Below are 18,959 nucleotides of genomic sequence, written 5' to 3' on the forward strand. Positions count from 1 at the left end.
CGTACTGGCCCTGGCCCGCCGACGAGTGAACGTTCTGTGGGCACTTCTGCGTGACGGACGGTGCTATCAGCTCACACCACCGGTCACCGCTGCGGCTTGACAACAGCATTAGGAAGCGTCCGCTCCGGGCCGGAGCGGGGCCGGCGGCACGACGACGTCGACCAGGCCGGTGGCGAGGTCGTGGACGAGGCCGGACACCTGGAAGGCGGCGGGCAGGAACGGGTTCGCCTTGATCGCCGCGACGTCGGCGGCCACCGCGGCCACCGGGTCGCCGACGGCCTTGCCTCCGAGGTCGCCGGGGTCGACGCCGAAGACGTCCGCGAGCAGGCCGGTGTGCTCGCGGAGGCGGGTCATCCCGCAGTCGGTGTGGTGCAGGACGACGAGGTTCCATCCCGGCCCCGGATCGGTGCCCTCGGCCTCGGCGATCGCCCGCAGCGCCGCCATCGTCCGGAAGGTGCCGGGCGTGAACCTGCCGCCGAGGTTGCGGATGACGAGGGCGTCGCCGAGCCCGAGGCCGAGGACGGCGGCCGGGTCGGCGCGCGGGTCGACGCAGCAGATCACGATCGTCTTCAGCCTGGGGAACAATGGCAGGTCCGCGGGCGGGCCCGCGGCGGCGAAGCGGCGGTTCCGGTCGAGGAGGGTGTCGAGGGTGGTCACGGCGGCTCCCATCTATGTGGACACCGTCCACTTTACGCGCCCTTGTGGACACCGTCCACTAAATGCGGCGAGCGGCAGGGACTCGGCCACGGTGAAAGGGGCGGGAGCGTGAGCGAGGACGGCGTCGCGGCGGCCGGCGCGGAGCGGCGGAGCGGCCGCCGGCCGAAGGGCGTGGTCCGGTCGGGCCTCGTCCGGGCGGGCGTGGAGCTGGCCCGGTCGGGCGGCCCCGGCGCGGTGACGCTGCGGGAGGCGACCCGGATCGTCGGCGTCGCCCCCAACGCCGCGTACCGGCACTTCGCCGACCGGGACGCGCTCCTGAACGCCGTGTGCGCCGAGGCGATGCGGTCGCTCGTCGAGCGGATGGACCACGAGCTGGGGCTGGTGACCGCCCGGCCGGGGAGCAAGGACCGCGCGGTCGCCCGGCTCGGCGCCGTCGGCACCGCCTATCTGGGCTTCGCGGCGTCCGAGCCGGGTCTGTTCGACACCGTCTTCGCCGTCCCCGGCCACCTCAGGTTCGCCGAGGGCCTGTCCGACGGCGACGCGGAGGGCAGGACGCCGCTGTCGGTGCTGAGCGGAGTCCTCGACGAGCTCGTCACCGCGGGCGCGCTTCCTGCCGAGCGGCGCCCGGACGCCGAGTTCACCGTGTGGTCCTGCGTCCACGGCATGGCGATGCTCCGCAACCACGGGCCTCTGCGCGACATGCCGCGGGCCGCCAACGCGGCGCTCGCCGACGCGCTCTTCGCCTTCATCCTCCGCGGGCTCTGACGCGGGCGCGTTCCGCCCCGGCCTACCACCTCACCGGCACCCGGATCGCCGCGGCCCGGACGAGCGGTTCCAAAGGATCCAGGCCGTCAAGTACGCCCTGCAGAACAGGCGGCACAGGAAAGAGCTCCTTACAGAACTCTCACAAAGGGATGGAAAAGACATCCGGATATCGCCGATGGCATACGTCCGCGGCGCATGGGGATCTTTCGGCAGAGCGACCGAGCCGGACCACCAAGAGGCGGCGGGCGTGCCGTTGCCATCGGCGGTGGCAACGGCACGCCGTGACTCGGCGGAATCGCCCCGTCACCCTGCCTCTGCAAGCAGGATTCTCCGCATCAAGGGCCGCTTCCGGTCGCCCGCGAACGGCTCGTGATCCGCGGATTCAGCTCGGCTCAGTAGTACGGGTTCTTGACGTACTTCTTGGTCACGCACTTCTGGTTGGCCTGGCTGACCGGCTCGATCTCGCAGAGTTGGATCTTGAGACCGCGGATCAGCGTCCACGCCGTCGTCTTGTTCACCACCCAGTGCTTGCTCTTGTTGTATCCGCAGACCCTCGGGCCGTTGTACTGCACGTCGACCTGCGCGGGGAGATCGGCCACCACCTTGACCTTTCCGCACCATCTGCCGGTCTTCGAGCGGTCGTAGACGTAGATGTCCCATCCGGCGCGGTCCCCGATGAGGCCGTCATAGAACCAGGCTTTTCCCTTGGCGCGCGACGAATACGGGTCGCCGTGCGCGAGCTTGGCCTGCACGTCGAACTTGACACGCTTGGAGCCGTCGGCATAGGCCGCGGTCGGGGCCAGCAGCGAGACCGCCGCCACCCCGGCGGCGGCCACACCGATCCGGCGGGCCATCAGGCGTGTGGACAACGTTCCTCCCGGTTGAGAGATCGATTGGCCGCACACGCTGCCGCGTATGCGATCCATGCTCGGTACTGTCCTGCCGGCGAGCACTTTCGCAACAGATCGCTGGAGATCTTCGAAGTGAACGCAATTTTCACAGAATCGCTCGGCGGCACCCATCCGCATGACTCTTTCGACGTCGCTGAACGGCGATATGCATGCTGGTCACGCGGGAATGCCACAGGGCGGTCGGTACCTACCGCACGGGAGTCCACTCGGGTCTGCGGCGATCGTCGGCGGGAGTCGAGCGCGCAGACGGCGACCGTGGCGTCGTCGCGTCGTCGCATCGTCGCGTCGTGGCGTCGTCGCGTCGTCTCGGCCGGGGCTCAGGAGCCGGAGAACGCGCAGACCGCGAGCGTCGCGTCGTCGTGGATCTTGTGGCGCGGCCAGCGCCGGCCCTGCGGGTCGGTGCGCTCCACCTCGCGCGTCCGCTCGACGACCGCGCCGGGCCCCTGCTCGGCGGCCAGCCGCGCCAGGCCGTCCCAGCCGGTGGCGCCGAACATGTCGGCGAGCCGGGTCGCGCCGTCCGTCAGCATCAGCACCCGGCGCAGCTCCCCCAGCGGGACCGTGCCGGTGATGGCCGCGTCCGCCGCGCCCGGGTCCGCCGCCGCGTAGTGGTGGCCGCCGGTGATCTCCTCCACCTCGCCGGTGACGCGCTCCAGCAGGATCGTCGAGTCGGCCAGCACCAGGTAGTCCACCAGGTCGCCCCGGACCCGCACCGCCAGCACCGTCGCCGCCGGAGTGGTCGGGACGCCCAGGTCGCAGCTCGCCCGGTGCGCGGCCGCCACGTCCGCGATGGCCCCGGCCAGCCGCGCCACCAGCGGGCGCCGCGCCGGGCGGTGCACGCCTTCCGGCGGCGCCACGGGCGGCCCGGCCTGCGGGCCGAGACCGTCCAGCATCCGCGCGAGCAGCCGCGTCCCGAGCGAGCGCGCGTACCAGGCCGTCCCGTGCACGCACCCGAGGTCGGTGCCGAGCGGCAGCCCGCAGCCGTCGAGCACCACGACGGCTCCCGGAGCCGCCGCCACGAAGTCCTCATTGAGCCGCTCCGGACTCCCCTGGTCCGTCGCCCATGCCACCCGCATCGCACCGCCCTCTCGATCGTCCCCGCACCCCCATCATGGACGGATCGCGCCCGCCATAGGGGACGAACGGCGCGCACCCGCCTACGGCGTGCGCGCGGAGCCCAGGCGCGCGACGGCGCGGACGGGGGCGCCGTCGGCGGCGGCGAGCGCGATCGGGAAGAGCGAGACCTCGATCGGGCGCCCCTCGGCCTGCGCGGCCACGAGCGGGCCGAGGCCGGTGAGGTTCTCCGCGATGACGGCCCCGGCGCCGCAGAGGATCCGGTGGGCGGCGAGCGAGAAGTCGTCCGAGCCGGGCGGCGGGGTCCGGTCGGCGGAGAGCGCGTCGATGCCGACCGTCCGGACGCCGGCGGCGGCGATGGCCTCGGCCGTCTCCGGCGACGGGTACGGGTGGGCGAGGTACTCGTCCGTCCCCCAGCGCGACGACCAGCCCGTCGCGATGAGCAGGACGACCCCGGGCGCGAGGCCGTCCGGGAGCAGGTCCGGGGAGATGGGCGCGCGGGGCGCGAGGCCGCACGCGTCCATGACGACCGCCGGGCCGGTGAAGCGGGTGAGGGGCAGCTCGTCCAGCCGGGGCAGCGCGTCGTCGATGTGGAAGGGGGCGTCCACGTGCGTGCCGGTCTGCGAGCCCATGTGCAGCCGCAGGACGTTCACCCCGGAGTCCGCGACCGTCAGCGCGGGGACGGCCTCCACCTCCGGGTCGCCCGGGTACACCGGCATTCCGGTGGTGATCGGGACGGACAGGTCGAGCAGCTCAGCGGCCATGCCGCCGATTATCCCGGGCCCGCGCGCACCCGGTAGCGTTGCGGCGTGTTGCCACATGTGACCGCCATCCGTTACGTGACGCCGCTGCGCGAGGGCGGGTCGCTGCCGGGCGTCGTCGAGGCCGACGACCTCGGCACCTACGTCATGAAGTTCCACGGCGCCGGGCAGGGCCGCAAGGCGCTGATCGCCGAGGTGATCGCGGGCGAGCTGGCGCGGCGGCTCGGCTTCCGGGTCCCCGACCAGGTGCTCATCGACCTCGACCCGGCCATCGGCCGGCACGAGCCGGACCCCGACGTGCAGGACCTGCTGAAGGCCAGCCCCGGCTGGAACCTCGGCGTCGACTTCCTGCCCGGTTCGCTCGGGTTCGACCCGCTCGGCTGGCGGCCCGACCGGCTGTTCGCGTCGCGGGTGCTGTGGCTGGACGCGTTCATCGGCAACGTCGACCGCAGCTGGCGCAACCCGAACATGCTGGTCTGGCACGGCGACGTGTGGCTGATCGACCACGGCGCGAGCCTCATCTTCCACCACGCGTGGGCGAACGCCGCGCGGCTGTTCTCCGGCCCGTACGACGTGGACGACCACGTGCTCACCCCGTTCGCGACGCGGCTGGAGGAGGCGGAGGCGGAGCTGGCGCCGAAGATCACCGAGGCGCTGCTGCGCGAGGTGACCGGGCTGGTGCCCGACCGGTGGCTGGAGAACGAGCCCGGGTTCGCCGGTCCCCAGGAGCTGCGCGACGCGTACGTGGACATCCTGCTGCCGCGCGCCGGCAAGCCCCGCGACTGGCTGCCCGACCTGGACGTCAGCGGCCACCGGCCGGACACCGGGGCGCGGCGCGGCGAGAACCGCCCGGGCTGGCTGGGCGGTCCCTCGTGAGCGACGCCCCCAGGAGCGACATCCGCACGAGCAACATCCGCGGGGCCGGCGAGCCCACCGTCTTCGAGTACGCGGCGCTGCGCGTCGTCCCCCGGGTCGAGCGCGGCGAGAGCATGAACGTGGGCGTCGTCGTGTACTGCCGGGCGCTGGACTACCTCGGCTGCCGCACCCACCTGGACGAGCCGCGGCTGCGCGCCCTGGACCCGGCGCTGGACCTGGACGGCGTGCGGTCCGCGCTGAAGGGCGTGGAGGCGATCTGCTGCGGCGGCGCGGGCGCCGGGCAGGCCGCGAAGGAGGCGCCGGGCGCGCGGTTCCGGTGGCTGACGGCGCCGCGCAGCACGATCGTCCAGCCGGGGCCGGTGCACGCCGGCCTCACCGGGGATCCGGCCGCCGAACTCGACCGCCTCCTCGGCCTCCTCGTCACCTAGGTCAGGACCACTCCCAGCGGATGCCGTGGTAGCCGGCCGGCATGCCGAACTCGATGAAGTGGACGTTGTGGTAGCTGGACAGCCGCAGGTCGGCGGCGTCCTGCAGGGCGGTGTGGCCGTCGGGGCGCCACGTCCGGTAGCAGCGAGCGGGCAGCGCGGCCGGATGGAAGCTCACCTCGATGAGGTACTCGTGCTGGGGCGTGCGGAACCCGCGGCCCTCCTCGGTGGCGGGCGGGCCGGACTCGCCGAACCCGAAACCGTACTCCAGCAGGTACGTCTCGCCGCGGCCGAGCGCCCGGTCGAACAGCAGCTCGGCGGCGATGAGGCCGCTGGAGGCGTCCATCCGGACGCGGCCGAACCGGCAGCCCCGCGCGGTCCGCGACGCCGGCAGCGCGCCGTGCGGATTGTGGTAGACGGCGATCCAGCGGTCGACGCCGCGCCGCTGCGCCTGGAACACCGCGCGGGTGCGGATCTCGCGCAGCTCCCGGCGGCGGCCGATGACGTGCTGGTCGTGCAGGCTGAGCCCGGTGAGGAGGCGCTCGCCGCCGTCGCCGATCTCGTCGAGCAGGTCGCGGACGCCGGGCTCGGGGCACAGCTCCTCGATCGGCGGCCACGGCCCGGGCGGCCGCTCGGCGTTCGGCTTGAGCAGGGTGAGCAGGGAGTGCCGGGGCAGTTCGAGGATGACCTCCAGGCCGCGGACGGCGCGCAGCGACCCGGCGCGTTCGGGACGGGTCCGGCCGCGCTGCCAGTAGCTCAGCGTGGACAGGCTGACGGCGACGCCCTGCGCCTCCAGCCGGCGGCGCAGCGATTCGAGGCTGAGGCCCCGCGCCTGGATGGCGGCGTGCAGGGCCACGTTGAAGGGCCCGTACCGCAGGACCTGGAGGAGGTCGTCCTCCGCCACGCTCTGCACAGCTCGGCCTCCGGATCCGCTCCGGCCGGCCCCCGCCGCACGGCCTTGACCGCCGTGTTCACGACCTCCGGCCTCACTGTAAGGCTCCGCCGTCCCGAAGTCGACCGCCCGTTCCGTCACTCCCACTCCCACTCGACCCCGACGATGCCGTGCCGGACGGGCCCGACCGCGATGTTGGCGCTTCCCGAGGTGCCGATCCACAGCTCGCCGAGCCGCCGCCGCGGCGCGAGCGGCCCGTCGGCGGTGAAGCCGTAGCAGCGGGCGGGCAGCCGCCCGGCGCCGAACTGGACGATCGCGACGTAGTCGTGCACGGGCCGGGAGAAGCGCCGGTCGTAGCCGTCCGGCGGCCCGCCGGGGTCCGGTCCGGACGGCCGGAGGTCGTACTCGATCACCGCCGTCTCGCCTGCCGTGAGCACGCGGTCGAAGACCAGCTCGAACGCCATCAGCCCGCCGCCCGCGCGGACCCGTCCGGGCCGGCAGTACCGGACGGCGGACAGCTCCGCCGCGCCCTCCCCCGGCTCGGCCGGTTCCGCCGGATCGCCGCCTACCGGAGCGCCGCCCGCCCGGGCGTCGGCCACCGGGACGTCGCCCGCCGGGGCGTCGCCCTGCGGAGCGTCCGGGCCCGTCCGGTGGACGCAGACGACGCGGTCGACGTCGTCGCCGGCGGCGCGCAGGACGGCGCGGACCGACAGCGTCCAGCGGGGGCCGTCCGCGTCCAGCCGGTAGACGTCGTGGACGCTGAGCCGTTCGAGCCGGTGGTCGCCGGACCGGTCGAGCTGCCCGACAAGGTCGGCGTACCGCCGCGGGTCGGGCCACAGCTCGCCCGCCGCGGCCGGCGAGGCGGGCGCGGCGCCGGACGGCCCTCCCCCGCGCGCCGGGGCGGGGGCGGGTCCGGCCTCGTCCAGCGGACCGGTGAGCGTGCCGGGCGCCACCCCTAGAACCTCTTCCAGGATCGCGACGGCGGCGCGGGAACGGGGGCGGCTGCGGCCGCGCTGCCAGTGGCTCAGCGTGGCCACGCTGACGGTGAGGCCGCGCCGGCCGAGCCGGTGGCGGATCCGCTCCAGGGTGAGCCCGCTCGCCTGGACGGCCTGCCGGAACGCCTCGGCGAACTCCACGGCGTGGATCGTACCGGCCGATCGGGCGCCGAGTCAGGCGTCCGCCGCAGATCCGGCACGCTCCGACAAGTCGGGCTTCTCTGGAAATGTCGACCGCCGGGCCCTCGCCGCCGGCTAGAAGAGGATCGACATGAACGAGCCGTGCTCGGCGAAGCCGACGCGGCGGTAGGCGGCCCGCGCCCGCGTGTTGTAGTCGTTGACGTACAGCGACACCGTCGGCGCGATGCCGCGCAGCGCCTCCCGCACCACCGCCGACATGCCGGCCACCGACAGGCCCCGCCCGCGCAGGTCCGGCGGGACCCACACGCCCTGCACCTGGCACGCGCGCGGGGTGACGGCGCCGACCTCCGCCTTGAACATGACCCGGCCGTCCTCGATACGGGCGAACGCGCGGCCGTCGCGGATCAGCTCGGCGACCCTGGCCCGGTACAGCACGCCGCCGTCGCCGCTGTTCGGGGAGACGCCGACCTCCTCGGTGAACATCGCGACGCACGCCGGGTAGACGACGTCGAACTCCTCCATCCGCACCCGCCGGACGCCCGGGTCGGCCGGGACGTCCGGGACGGCGGAGGTCGCCATCACCGGCTGGGACGCGCGGACGGCCCGCGGCGGCCCCCAGTACGGCGCCAGGATCTCCCACAGGTCGCCGACCGCGTCGACGGGCCCGACGATCGACGAGCAGCGCCGGCCCTGCGCCTGCGCCCGCTCGGCGAACGCGCGGATCGCCTCCGGCCCGGCGGCGACCGGGATCAGGTTGGCGCCCGAGTAGCACAGCGCGGACAGCCGCCCGTCCCGCATGTAGCCCCACATCTGGGCGCCGAGGCGCCGCGGGTCGAGCCCGGCCGCGTGCACGCGGGAACCGACGAACACGTTGGCCACCGGGTCGGCGTCGAGGATCGCGAGCGCCTCCGCGCGGTACCGGTCGTCGAGGACCCGGACCGGCAGCGACCCCAGCATGCGCACGGCTACCGGCTCCCGGACCGGGCCGCCGCGGCGTACAGCACTGTCAGCACCACGCCGACAAGCCTATGACGTCCCCGGTGCTCGTACCTCCACCGGCTCCCCCACCGGGGGATTCACTTGCGCGAGGCGGCGTGGTGGGAGCGTCCGGCCTTCTTGGCGGGACCGGGCCGGGGCGGCGCCGGGGCCTTGCAGGTGGCGTCCGGGCCCGGCCGGTCCGGCGGCAGGGCGCCCTTGCCCAGGTAGGCGGCGACGGTGCGGTCGACGCACCGGTCGCCCGAGAGCGTCACCCCGTGGTTGCCCCCACCGACCTGCACGAGCAGCCGGGACGTGGGGAACAGGCGGTGGGTCTCCAGCGCGCCCGGGTAGGGGGTGGCGGCGTCCTCGGTGCCCTGGACCAGCAGCATCGGCGCGAGCGACGACCCGGCGCCCACCTCGGGCGGCCGCCCGCCGGGGGCGCCCCAGTACGCGCAGGGCGCGTTGTACCAGGTGTTGCTCCAGGTCTCGAACTTGTAGCCCTCGCGATAGAGACGCACGCTGTCGGAGTGCCAGCGGTGCCAGTCGCGCGGCCATGCGGCGTCGCGGCACTGCACGGCGTTGTAGACGGCGTAGTTGTTCTGGTCCAGCCAGGACGGCGGCTGCCACACCTTGCGGAGCGGGCCCGGGTCGTGCCGGACGGCGTACGCCGACAGCGCGGCGGCGTGCGCGGCCCAGCCGTAGTCGCCGTAGCCGTCGGCGAGGAACGTGTCGTCCAGCTCGTCCGGGCCGATCTTGCCATCGATCGGCTTGGCCTTCAGCGCGGCGCGGGCGCGGTCGTAGGCGCCGGCGACCCGGCCCGCGCTCTTCCCGAGCCGGTAGAGCGCGTGGTGATCGGCCACCCAGGCGAAGAACGCCTTGATGCGCTTCTCGAACGCGATGTTCTGGTCGATGTTGTCGCCGTACCAGACGCCGCTCGGCTTGACGACGCTGTCGAGGACCATGCGGCGGACGCGGTCGGGGTGGGCCGAGGCGTACGCGGCGCCGAGGTAGGTGCCGTACGAGTAGCCGAAGTAGTTGATCTTCCGCTGGTGCAGCGCCCGCCGGATCGCGTCCAGGTCGCGCACCCAGTCGGCCGTCCCCATGTGCGGCAGGACGGTCCGGTACCGCTTCGCGCAGTCGCGGGCGTAGGCGCGGGCCCGCTTCTTCCACGCCCGCTCGGCGGCGGCGTTCTCCGGGACGGTGTCGGGACGCGCGCGCCCCGGGTCCTGGTAGCTCCTGTCGCAGACCAGCGCGGGCCGGCTCGCGCCGACGCCGCGCGGGTCGAAGCCGATCCAGTCGTAGGATGCGGCGACGCCGCGGGGCATCGCCGCGCGGAAGACGCCCGCGAGGTCGCGGCCGTGCGCGCCCGGCCCGCCGCGGTTGAGCAGCACGGCGCCCTGGCTCTTCTTCGCGGTGTGCCGCGCGCGGGACAGCGCCAGGGTGACCTGCTCGCCGTGCGGGTGCGCGTAGTCGAGCGGCACCCGGAGCGTCGCGCACTGCAGGCCCTTGAGGCGGGCGCCCTCGACCGGGTCCTTGGCGGGGCAGGGGTGCCAGGCGAGCCCGGCGGGCCGTCCGGGGGCGGCGGTCGCGGGGGACGGGGCGGCGGTACCGGCGACGGCGAGCGCGACGGCGGCGGCGGTCCCGGCGGCGGCCCTTCTTCCAGCGTGGTTCAGCACCCCCGCTTTCTACCTGCGCCCCCGCGCGTGTCGCGGGAACCGCGGGCTTCGCGCGATTCCGTCCGAAAACGGATCTCGCGGCGCGCCCGTCCCGGCGAGGGACGGGCGCGCCGCGAGCGTCACGCGGTGAACCGGGGCGTTACGGACGGCCGATCGGCAGGTCCTTGCCCGCGACGGCGCCGGCGGCCTTGGCCGTCATCGCCGTCGGGTTCGGGTCGTTCAGCGCCGGGACGGCGTTGCAGTAGGCGTCCGCGCCCTTGGCGCTCTTCGGCAGCGCGCCGGTGTCCAGGTAGGCGGCGACCTTGTCGTCCAGGCACGCGTTGCCGTTCAGCGTGTTGGCGTGGGTCTTGCCGCCGACCTCCAGGACGAGCCGCGAGGACGGGAACACCTTGTGCATGTTGTAGCCGCCCGCGACCGGGGTCGCGGCGTCCTGCGACGACTGGACGAGCAGCATGCCGGGCAGGCTCTTGCTCGCCTTCAGCTTCAGCGCGGGACCGCCCTGGAACGGCCAGAACGCGATGGGCGCGTTGAACCAGACGTTGCTCCAGGTGTTGAAGCGGTAGCCCTCCTTGTAGAGCTTGGCCGCGTCGTTGTGCCACTTGTTCCAGTTCCGCGGCCACCTGGCGTCGGCGGCCTGGACGGCGTTGTAGACGGCGAAGTCGTTGTCCTCGCCGCCGGTGTTCAGCCAGTCGAGCAGCCCGGAGGCGTCCTTCTTGTTCACCCAGTCCGACAGGGCCTGCGCGAACGGGATGTAGTAGCCGGTGTTGTAGCCGGCGGTCAGGACGATGTCGTCCAGCTCGTCCGGGCCGATCTTGCCGCCGATCGGGGACTTCTTCGCGGCGGCGCGGGCGGCGTAGTACTTCGCCTCGACGGCCTTCTCGGTCGTGCCGAGGTGGTAGACCGAGTCCCACTTGCCGGTCCAGGCCCACCAGGACTTCATGTTCTTCTCGAACGCCTTGTCCTGCTCGAGCTGGGCGTCGTACCAGACCGTCTTCGGGTTGACGTTGCCGTCCAGCACCATGTGCTTCACGCGGTTCGGGAACAGCGTGGCGTAGGTGGCGCCGAAGTAGGTGCCGTAGGAGAAGCCGTACCAGCTGATCTTCTGCTGGCCGAGCGCGCCGCGGATGACGTCGACGTCGCGGGCGGCGTCGGTGGTGCGCATGTGCGGCAGCATCCAGCCGAACTTGCGCCGGCAGTCCTCCGCGTACTTCCTCGCCTTGGCCTTCCAGACGGCCTCGTCCTTCGCCGTCTGCGGGACGTAGTCCGGCCGCACCGGGTCGTACCAGGTCTTGTCGCAGGTCAGCGCGCGCTGGCTGGATCCGACGCCGCGGGGGTCGAAGCCGATGATGTCGTACTTGGCGGCGGTGGCGGCGTGGCCGACGCCGCCCATCCAGCGGGCCAGGGCGGGCGCGTACTCGATGCCGGTGCCGCCGGGGCCGCCCGGGTTGACGAACAGCACGCCCTGGTAGTTCTTGTCGTCGGTGTGCTTGTAGCGCGACACCGCGATGGAGATCTTGCGGCCGTTCGGCTTGGCGTAGTCGAGCGGCACCTGGACCTGGGCGCACTGGGCCTTGTTCATCGGGTCGTTCGGCCCGCTGACCTCGCACTTGCCCCAGTTGATGCCGCTCGCCGCGACCAGGTTCGCCGCGGACGGGCCGGTGGCCGCGTTCGCGGAGACGGCGGCGACGGTGCCGCCGGCCGCCACGGCCGCGGCGGCCGTGACGATGACGATCCTTCTCACTTGACCCCCTCGTATCGGCGGCTCCGGAGCCCCCGTCGGGCTCGGAGGGGGGAGCGGCGCCGATGCATGCGGATGCGTGGATTGCGTGGTGATTGTGGCGGTTCGGGGCGATATGGCGGGAGAGTCGCTGATGACCAGATGCGAAATCGTGACAAGATCCACCAATGTTCGTGATGTCGGTCCGCGAGGGACGCACCGGCGAACGACCGGCGGGCGATCTGCGGTCGGTCTGCGGTCGGTCTGCGGTCGATCTGCGGGCGACCGGCATGCGAAGAGGGCCCCGGGGATCGCTCCCCGGGGCCCTCTCGGCCGTTCCGCGGCGGCCGGCCGGGCGGACGCCCGGTCAGCCGGTCACGGGTCTCAGCGGATGACGTCGTCGCTCAGCCGCGCCGCCTTCGTCACCGTCGTGGACAGCGACCTGGTCTTGGCGGACGTCTGCGCCGGCGGCACCGGGTCGCCGAGCTGCGGGACGTGCGTGACGGACTGGCCCGGACGCTCCCCGGTCAGGAAGTACCGGTCGAAGATGGCGTCCACGGCCGCCGAACCGCGGTGCACGATGCAGTGCGTGCGGTCGCCGTCCTGGATCACCAGCTGCGAGCCCTTGAGCCGGCGGTGCATGTCGAGCGCGCCGGCGAGCGGCGTCGCCGCGTCCTCGCTGCCCTCGAACTGCAGGATGTTGCGCGGCAGCTGGGGGTTGCGCCCGACGTTCACCGGCGTGCCGGCCTTGGCGGGCCAGGTCAGGCACGGCGCGTTGAACCACACGTTGCCCCAGGTGAGGAACGGGTGCTTCTTGTTGATGCGGACGTTGTCGCGCTCCCACTTCGCCCAGCTCGTCGGCCACTGGACGTCGGTGCACTGCACGGCGTTGTAGACGGCGAACTCGTTGTCGTCCGCGCCGCCGGTCGTCTGCGCGCCGAAGGTGCCGACGAACGTCTCGGCGTCACCGGCCTTGTACGCCTCCAGGCCCACCGCGTAGGCGTTCCACAGGGACTGGCTGCGGCGGTACGCGGCGTTCTGGATCACGTCGGTCAGCTCGTCCGGGCCGACGGCGAACTTCTGGCCGCTGCTCGGGTCGGTGTAGTACACCGGCTTGGTCTTGAGCGTGGCGCGCAGCTTGTAGAAGAACGACCGCACGCCCGCCTGGGTGGTGCCCAGGTGGTAGACGGAGTCGTACTTGGCGATCCACCCGAAGTAGTAGTCCATGTTCTTGTCGAACTGGACGTCCTGGTTCAGGTTGGCGTCGTACCACACGTCCGACGGGCCGACGTTGCCGTCCAGCACCATCCGGCCCACGGTCTTCGGGAACATCGTCGCGTAGACGGAGCCGAGGTAGGTGCCGTACGAGGCGCCGTAGTAGTCGAGCTTCTTGTCGCTCAGCGCCTTGCGGATCGACTCCATGTCGCGGACGGAGTCGGTCGTCTTGATGTGGTTCAGCAGGCCGATCTTGTCGGCCTTCTTGCACGCGTCCGTGTACGCCTTGGACTTCTTCAGCCACACGGAGACCGAGGCGCGGTCGCCGGTGCCGTAGTCGGGGCGGGGGGCGTTGGTGTAGTTCGGGTCGCAGCTGAGCGAGGGGACGCTCATGCCGACGCCGCGCGGGTCGAACCCGATGACGTTGTAGGCGTCCTTCAGCGCCGCGGAGTTCTGCGCGAACACCCGCGGGCCGAACAGCGCGCCGCCGCCGCCCGGTCCGCCCGGGTTCACCACCATGTCGCCCTTGGCGGCGCCCGTGCCGGTGTGCGGGGTGCGGGTCAGCTGCAGCGTGATCTTCTTGCCGTTCGGCTGCGCGTAGTCCAGCGGCACCTGCAGCTCGCCGCACTGCACGATCTTGGAGACCGGGTACAGCCCGTCGTACAGGTCGTGGACCTGCTGGACGAAGTCCGCCGGGCAGGCGTGCCACTTGACCGCGGCGGGGTCGAACCCGCCGGCCGCGGAGGGGCCCGCAGCCTGTGCGCTCGCGGTGCCGAGCCCGGCCAGCCCGAGCCCGGCCACCGCGGCCACGACGACAGTCCTCTTCACATATCCCCCTAACCTGTCGACTCGGATGAGTCGGACATTTGGGCAAACAAGTGAAGATTGTTGCTCTGCGGACAAGTCCGACAACAGAGCTTGTCGTGACCAGATGCGGAATCGTGACAAGATCCACGGAACTTTGTGATCCACCCGAACGTTCCGGTTCCGGGCATTCCGTGGGGTGTGCGCGCCGCGACCGGCCGGGCCGGGCACACCGCCACCCCCGGCCACCGGCCACAACGCGAAAAAGGGCCCCCGGGCTCATCACCCGAGGACCCTTGTCGGGGCCCGCCCCGGCCGCCTACGCGGCCGCGGCCGTCACATCACCGCGCCGGCGTCAGCTCACCACGACCTGCGCGCCCGGGCCGGACACCGACCCGTCCTCGCCGATCTCGATGCCCATGTCGTCGGCGATGCGCATGGCCTCCTCGATCAGCGTCTCCACGATCTGCGACTCCGGCACCGTCTTGACGACCTCGCCCTTGACGAAGATCTGGCCCTTGCCGTTGCCGGACGCGACGCCGAGATCGGCCTCCCGCGCCTCGCCGGGGCCGTTCACCACGCAGCCCATCACCGCGACGCGCAGCGGCACCGGGAAGTCCTTCAGGCCCGCGGTGACCTGCTCGGCGAGCGTGTAGACGTCCACCTGCGCCCGGCCGCACGACGGGCACGACACGATCTCCAGGCCGCGCTGCCGCAGCCCGAGCGACTCCAGGATCGCCGTGCCGACCTTGACCTCCTCGACCGGAGGCGCCGACAGCGACACCCGGATCGTGTCGCCGATCCCCTCGCTCAGCAGCGCGCCGAACGCCACCGCCGACTTCACCGTGCCCTGGAACGCCGGCCCCGCCTCGGTCACGCCGAGGTGCAGCGGGTACTCGCAGGCGGCGGCGAGCTTGCGGTACGCCTGGATCATCACGACCGGGTCGTTGTGCTTCACCGAGATCTTGATGTCCCGGAAGCCGTGCTCCTCGAACAGCGAGCACTCCCACAGCGCCGACTCCACCAGCGCGTCCGGGGTGGCCTTGCCGTACTTCTCCAGCAGCCGCTTGTCCAGCGAGCCGGCGTTCACCCCGATCCGGATCGGCACGCCCGCGTCCTGCGCGGCGCGCGCGATCTCGCCGACCTTGTCGTCGAACTTCTTGATGTTGCCCGGGTTGACCCGGACCGCCGCGCAGCCCGCGTCGATCGCCGCGAACACGTACTTGGGCTGGAAGTGGATGTCGGCGATGACCGGGATCGGGGACTTCTTGGCGATCGCGGGCAGCGCCTCGGCGTCGTCCTGCGACGGGACCGCCACCCGGACGATCTGGCAGCCGGACGCGGTCAGCTCCGCGATCTGCTGCAGCGTGGCGTTGACGTCGGCGGTGAGGGTCGTGGTCATGGACTGCACCGACACGGGCGCGTCGCCGCCGACCGGCACGTCGCCGACCATGATCTGGCGCGACTTGCGGCGCGTCGCGACCAGGCTCTGCGCCCCCTGTCCGTCGCCCTCGCCGCGGACCGTCGGAATACCCAGTGAAACGCTCATCCCTCTCCTCTGACTCGCTCTGCCCAGCCTAGGCGCCCCGCATGGATGAGGTGACGGCGACCGGCATGGAATAGTGTGACCGCTCGGCTACGCCCGGTAAACCTTCTCGCTCATTGCGGCATCTGGAGGGGGTTGACCAGGTCCGCGAGGATCAGCAGCACGCCGAGCCCCACCAGCACCAGCACCGCCAGATATGTCAAGGGCATGAGCTTGGTCATATCGACGGTGCCCGGATCCGGACGTCCCCTGACGGCGTTGAAGCGCACCCGCAACCGCTCGTAGGCGACGACCGCGAGGTGCCCGCCGTCCAGCGGCAGCAGAGGGACGACGTTGAGCGCTCCTAAGAAGATGTTCACCGAGACGACCAGCGACAGATACAGAGCGATCTTGTCACGGACGGTGCTGTGCGAGGAGAAGATCTGCCCCGACACCTCCGTCGCGCCGACCACGCTGCCGACCTGGCCGCCCGGCGAGCTCTGCCGCTCGGGGGTGAACAGCTTCGGGATCGCCGCCGGCAGGTCCACCACGATCTGCCCCATGCTCTGCACGGTCCTGCCGATGGCGCGGCCGCCGAACACCGCCGCGTTGACCGGGCCCGTCCGCTCGTAGCCGGAGCCGACCACCCGCGCGGACAGCCCGACGAACGGCTCCCCGCCGACGTCCGCCAACCGCATGCGCAACGTCACCGGCTGCCGGACGCCCGCGCGCTGCACGACGACCGGGACCGTCTCCCCCGGCTTGGCCTTGTCGATGGCGTCGCGCAGCTCGTCCCAGTCCGCCACCGGCGTGCCGTTGAAGGAGAGCACGCGGTCGCCCGCGCGCAGCCCCGCCGCCTTCGCCGGCGACGCCGGGCGGCCGCCGCCGCAGTCGTCCTGTAGCCGCGCCGGCACGCAGGTGCTGACCTGGTCGACCGTCGTGGTCACCGTGCCGGGCTGCCGGACGCCGACCGTCATCGCCATCGCCATCAGCAGCACGAACGCGAACACGAAGTTCACCACGACGCCCGCCGCGATGACGATCGCGCGCCGCCCCGCCGGCTGGCGGTAGAAGGCGCGCGGCCGGTCGGCCTCGTCGACCTCCTCCAGCGGCGTATAGCCGATGATCTTGACGAAGCCGCCGAGCGGGATCGCCTTGACGCCGTACTCGGTCTCGCCGCGGGTCCGCGACCACAGCGTCGGGCCGAACCCGACGAAGTACTGCGTGGCCTTCATCCCGAACCGCTTGGCGGTGAGCAGGTGCCCGCCCTCGTGGAGCATCACCGACACCAGCAGCGCGATGACGAACGCCACCGCGCCCAAGGCGAAGGCCATCCGATCCCCCTTCCGGGTCCGGTCCCGCCCGAGGGATCTCCTCCGGCGCCCGGCCGGCCCCGCGGGGCTCAGCCCAGGCCGGTCGCTTCCCTGGTCCGTGCGCGCGCCCAGGCGTCGGCGGCCAGCACATCGTCCAGCGTCAGCTCGCCCGGCGTCCCGGACCCGTGCTCCTCCACTACCCGCGTGATCGTGTCGACTATCCCCAGGAACGGCAGCCGTCCGGCGCGGAACGCCTCCACGCACTCCTCGTTGGCCGCGTTGTAGACGGCGGGGACCGTCCCGCCCAGCTCGCCGGCGCGGCGGGCGAGCGCGACGGCCGGGAACGCCTCGTCGTCGAGCGGGAAGAACTCCCAGGTGTGCGCCTGCGTCCAGTCGACGCCGGGCGCGGCGTCCGGGACGCGGTCCGGCCACTCGATGCCGAGCGCGATCGGCAGCCGCATGTCGGGCGGGCTCGCCTGCGCCAGCGTCGACCCGTCGGTGAACTCCACCATCGAGTGGATCATCGACTGCGGGTGCACCACGACTTCGATCCGGTCCATCGGGACGTCGAACAGCAGGTGCGCCTCGATGACCTCCAGGCCCTTGTTGACCAGGGTCGCGGAGTTGATGGTGATGACCGGGCCCATGTCCCAGGTCGGGTGCTTCATCGCCTGCTCGGGCGTGACGTCGGCCAGCTCGGCGCGGGCCTTGCCGCGGAACGGGCCGCCGCTGGCGGTCACCACCAGCCGCCGCACCTCCTCCGCCCGGCCGCCGCGCAGGCACTGCGCGAGCGCCGAGTGCTCGGAGTCGACCGGGACGATCTGCCCCGGCCGCGCCCGCTCCTTCACCAGCGGCCCGCCGATGATCAGCGACTCCTTGTTGGCGAGCGCGAGCGTGCGGCCGGCGTCGAGCGCGGCCAGGGTGGAGGCCAGGCCGAGCGCGCCCGTCACCCCGTTCAGCACCACGTCGCACGGCCACGCCGCCACCTCGGCGACCGCCTCCGGACCGGCGACGATCTTCGGGATGGCGTAGTCGCCGGAGGCGTAGCCGCGCCGCTTGGCCTCGGTGTAGAACGCCAGCTGGAGCTCCTGCGCGGCGGACGCCTTGGCCACCGCGACGACCTCCGGGCGGAACTCCAGCGCCTGCGCGGCCAGCAGCTCCACCCGCTCGCCGCCGGCCGCGAGGCCCGCGATCCGGAACCGGTCGGGGTTGCGGCGGACGACGTCGAGGGCCTGGGTCCCGATCGAGCCGGTGGAGCCGAGGACGACGAGTTCTCGTGCGGAGGGCGCGGCGGCGCCAGAGGGAGACATCACCGCACCATTGTCGGACATCGGCGCGCGGGCGTCCCGCCGCCCTGCCGGGCGCCGGCGGGCCCGGCGCCGGACCGGCGGGACGCGGTCCGGGGCGCCGGTCAGCCGGCGAGCGGGAGGCGCAGCACGAGGCGCGCGCCGAGCGCTCCGTCCGCGGCCCGCAGGGTCCCGCCGTGGACGGCGGCGATCTGCCGGGCGAGCGTCAGGCCGAGGCCGCTGCCGCCCTCGGACCGGCTCCGCGCGGTGTCCAGCCTGGTGAAGCGCTCGAAGACACGGTCGCGGTCGGCGTGCGGAATGCCCGGCCCGTCGTCGCGCACCTCCACGATCGCGCTGTCGCCCTCCTGCCGGGCCTCCACCTCGACCAGCCCGTCCGCGTGCCGCTCGGCGTTGTCGAGCAGGTTGAGCAGCAGCCGGGTGACCTCGAACCGGTCGGCGTGCACGGTGAGGCCGGGCTCGGCCTTGGCGTGCACCCGGACCGGGGCCGTCCGCCGCGCGGCCTCGGCCTCGACCAGCGCCGCGAGGTCGACCGGCTCGCGGTCCGGCATCGTCCCCGACTCCAGCCGGGCCAGCGCGAGCAGGTCGTCGACGATGCGGTGCAGCCGCTCGCTGTCGCGCAGCGAGCGGCGCAGCGTGTCCACGAGCTCGGGATCCTCCGGGTCGGCGAGGGCCAGCTCGATCTGCGTCCGCAGGCCGGCCAGGGGCGTGCGCAGCTCGTGCGAGGCGTCCGCGATGAACCTCCGCCGGTGCAGCGTCGCGCGCTCCAGCCGGTCGAGGACGCCGTTGAGGCGGCGGGCGAGCCGGCCCGCCCCCGTGCGGCCGTCCGGGACCGCGAGGCGGCGGGCCGGGTCGGCGGCGGTGATCTCGGCCAGTTCCGCGTCGAGCCGCTCCACGGGCCGCAGCGCCCGGCCGGCGGCGGCCCACGCGCCA

General features: G+C 73.0%; 17 protein-coding genes. 3 read left to right on the top strand and 14 right to left on the bottom strand.

What is annotated here, in order from left to right:
• Positions 1-108: 108 nt before the first annotated feature.
• Positions 109-657: a carbonic anhydrase gene (locus tag amrb99_RS47115; RefSeq protein ID WP_190868619.1), complete on the bottom strand. Its 549-nt coding sequence runs from the start codon at positions 655-657 to the stop codon at positions 109-111.
• 108 nt (positions 658-765) lie between these two features.
• On the opposite strand from amrb99_RS47115, the gene amrb99_RS47120 reads away from it, so the two are divergent.
• Positions 766-1,422 (top strand): TetR/AcrR family transcriptional regulator, encoded by a 657-nt coding sequence (locus amrb99_RS47120; RefSeq protein ID WP_190868620.1) that lies wholly within the window; start codon positions 766-768, stop codon positions 1,420-1,422.
• 392 nt (positions 1,423-1,814) lie between these two features.
• Here amrb99_RS47120 and amrb99_RS47125 read toward each other — a convergent pair whose 3' ends face one another.
• From amrb99_RS47125 to amrb99_RS47135, 3 genes are all read right to left on the bottom strand, one after another.
• Positions 1,815-2,291: a hypothetical protein gene (locus amrb99_RS47125; protein ID WP_190868621.1), complete on the bottom strand. Its 477-nt coding sequence runs from the start codon at positions 2,289-2,291 to the stop codon at positions 1,815-1,817.
• A 359-nt stretch (positions 2,292-2,650) separates the two neighbouring features.
• Positions 2,651-3,349, bottom strand: a complete 699-nt coding sequence (locus amrb99_RS47130) for a protein phosphatase 2C domain-containing protein (protein ID WP_347257169.1) — start codon at positions 3,347-3,349, stop codon at positions 2,651-2,653.
• Between the two features lie 138 nt (positions 3,350-3,487).
• Positions 3,488-4,168 carry a cyclase family protein gene (locus amrb99_RS47135; RefSeq protein WP_190868623.1) on the bottom strand — a complete coding sequence of 227 codons (681 nt, stop codon included), beginning with the start codon at positions 4,166-4,168 and terminating at the stop codon, positions 3,488-3,490.
• Between the two features lie 45 nt (positions 4,169-4,213).
• Between amrb99_RS47135 and amrb99_RS47140 the strand changes: the two genes are divergently transcribed.
• Positions 4,214-5,041, top strand: a complete 828-nt coding sequence (locus tag amrb99_RS47140; RefSeq protein ID WP_190868624.1) for a HipA family kinase — start codon at positions 4,214-4,216, stop codon at positions 5,039-5,041.
• A gap of 35 nt (positions 5,042-5,076) precedes the next feature.
• Positions 5,077-5,469: a DUF3037 domain-containing protein gene (locus amrb99_RS47145; protein ID WP_347257171.1), complete on the top strand. Its 393-nt coding sequence runs from the start codon at positions 5,077-5,079 to the stop codon at positions 5,467-5,469.
• Position 5,470: 1 nt separating this feature from the next.
• Here the strand turns inward: amrb99_RS47145 and amrb99_RS47150 are convergent, their stop codons facing one another.
• The 10 genes from amrb99_RS47150 to amrb99_RS47195 all read right to left on the bottom strand — a co-directional run.
• Positions 5,471-6,379 carry a hypothetical protein gene (locus amrb99_RS47150; protein WP_190868625.1) on the bottom strand — a complete coding sequence of 303 codons (909 nt, stop codon included), beginning with the start codon at positions 6,377-6,379 and terminating at the stop codon, positions 5,471-5,473.
• 116 nt (positions 6,380-6,495) lie between these two features.
• Complete coding sequence (locus tag amrb99_RS47155; RefSeq protein ID WP_190868626.1) at positions 6,496-7,494, bottom strand: helix-turn-helix domain-containing protein; 999 nt, start codon at positions 7,492-7,494, stop codon at positions 6,496-6,498.
• 114 nt (positions 7,495-7,608) lie between these two features.
• Entirely contained in the window at positions 7,609-8,451 is an 843-nt protein-coding gene (locus amrb99_RS47160) for a GNAT family N-acetyltransferase (RefSeq protein WP_190868632.1), read from the bottom strand.
• 119 nt (positions 8,452-8,570) lie between these two features.
• Positions 8,571-10,148, bottom strand: coding sequence for an alpha/beta fold hydrolase (locus tag amrb99_RS47165; RefSeq protein WP_190868627.1), 1,578 nt, complete (start codon positions 10,146-10,148; stop codon positions 8,571-8,573).
• A 139-nt stretch (positions 10,149-10,287) separates the two neighbouring features.
• Positions 10,288-11,889: an alpha/beta fold hydrolase gene (locus tag amrb99_RS47170; RefSeq protein ID WP_347257170.1), complete on the bottom strand. Its 1,602-nt coding sequence runs from the start codon at positions 11,887-11,889 to the stop codon at positions 10,288-10,290.
• A 360-nt stretch (positions 11,890-12,249) separates the two neighbouring features.
• Positions 12,250-13,908: an alpha/beta hydrolase gene (locus tag amrb99_RS47175; protein ID WP_190868628.1), complete on the bottom strand. Its 1,659-nt coding sequence runs from the start codon at positions 13,906-13,908 to the stop codon at positions 12,250-12,252.
• 331 nt (positions 13,909-14,239) lie between these two features.
• A complete protein-coding gene (gene ispG / locus amrb99_RS47180; RefSeq protein WP_277820238.1) occupies positions 14,240-15,433 on the bottom strand; it encodes a flavodoxin-dependent (E)-4-hydroxy-3-methylbut-2-enyl-diphosphate synthase in 1,194 nt (397 codons plus the stop codon).
• Between the two features lie 110 nt (positions 15,434-15,543).
• Complete coding sequence (locus amrb99_RS47185; protein WP_190868629.1) at positions 15,544-16,743, bottom strand: RIP metalloprotease; 1,200 nt, start codon at positions 16,741-16,743, stop codon at positions 15,544-15,546.
• A gap of 68 nt (positions 16,744-16,811) precedes the next feature.
• Entirely contained in the window at positions 16,812-18,032 is a 1,221-nt protein-coding gene (gene dxr / locus amrb99_RS47190; protein ID WP_190868635.1) for a 1-deoxy-D-xylulose-5-phosphate reductoisomerase, read from the bottom strand.
• Positions 18,033-18,133: 101 nt separating this feature from the next.
• A partial coding sequence (locus amrb99_RS47195) for a HAMP domain-containing sensor histidine kinase (RefSeq protein WP_190868630.1) occupies positions 18,134-18,959 on the bottom strand: 826 nt, incomplete at its 5' end.

It is taken from the genome of Actinomadura sp. RB99, from assembly GCF_014706005.1.
Taxonomy (GTDB): Bacteria; Actinomycetota; Actinomycetes; order Streptosporangiales; family Streptosporangiaceae; genus Spirillospora.

What these genes read in the sequence shown, in the direction of transcription:
- amrb99_RS47185 (WP_190868629.1), bottom strand. Translation starts at nt 16,743, where the DNA reads ATGGCCTTCGCCTTGGGCGCGGTGGCGTTCGTCATCGCGCTGCTGGTG.
- dxr (WP_190868635.1), bottom strand. Translation starts at nt 18,032, where the DNA reads ATGTCTCCCTCTGGCGCCGCCGCGCCCTCCGCACGAGAACTCGTCGTC.
- amrb99_RS47135 (WP_190868623.1), bottom strand. Translation starts at nt 4,168, where the DNA reads ATGGCCGCTGAGCTGCTCGACCTGTCCGTCCCGATCACCACCGGAATG.
- ispG (WP_277820238.1), bottom strand. Translation starts at nt 15,433, where the DNA reads ATGAGCGTTTCACTGGGTATTCCGACGGTCCGCGGCGAGGGCGACGGA.
- amrb99_RS47160 (WP_190868632.1), bottom strand. Translation starts at nt 8,451, where the DNA reads ATGCTGGGGTCGCTGCCGGTCCGGGTCCTCGACGACCGGTACCGCGCG.